This is a genomic window from Cellulomonas citrea, assembly GCF_009829685.1.
Classification (GTDB): Bacteria; Actinomycetota; Actinomycetes; order Actinomycetales; family Cellulomonadaceae; genus Cellulomonas; species Cellulomonas citrea.
Genome location: NZ_VWSD01000377.1, coordinates 1 through 552, shown reverse-complemented (window position 1 = coordinate 552; position 552 = coordinate 1). Strand labels below are relative to the sequence as shown.

At 77.4% G+C, this 552-nt stretch carries 1 protein-coding gene; it reads left to right on the top strand.

What is annotated here, in order from left to right; translation table 11 throughout:
- The coding region (locus F2B26_RS16835) for a hypothetical protein (RefSeq protein ID WP_201292825.1) at window positions 1-552 on the top strand (552 nt) is incomplete at both ends.

The following is a 552-nucleotide window of genomic DNA, read 5'->3' as shown; positions in this document are numbered from 1 at the left end:
ACCAGCTCACGGTCGCCGTCCTGGTCCTGGCCAGCGACCGTGAGCTGGTCGCCAGGTGGGTGTGGGCCGGCGGGGTCGCGCTCACGGTCGCCGGCTGGTCGCTGTGGGCCCGACGTACCGGGCGGGGCTGGTCCACCGGGCTCGGCTGGCTGGCCGGGCTCGCCCAGGGGCTGCTCGTGCTCGTCGGCGGGACGCACAGCGGCCCCACGGCCCTGCTCGTCGGGGTCACGCTGCTCGCCCTGGCCGGACCCGCCGGACGGCTCCCTGCGCTGTCACACGGTCCTGGCGACCGGTTCTGGACCGTGTGGTGGGTGGTGCTGGGCTCCGGTGTCGGGGTCGGCACGCTCGCACGCACCGCCTCGGCGGTCACCGGGCCGACCACCACCGGCGGCCAGGTGCTGCTGGCCGCCACGTTCGCCGGTCTGCTGGTCGCGGTGCTGCTCGGGCCGTTGCCCGTGCGCTGGCGCACCTGGGTCTCGACCGCGGTCGGCTGGTGGGGCTGGCTCACCGTCGCGCAGGCGGCCGGGGTGCCGCGGGACTGGTGGGCGGCCG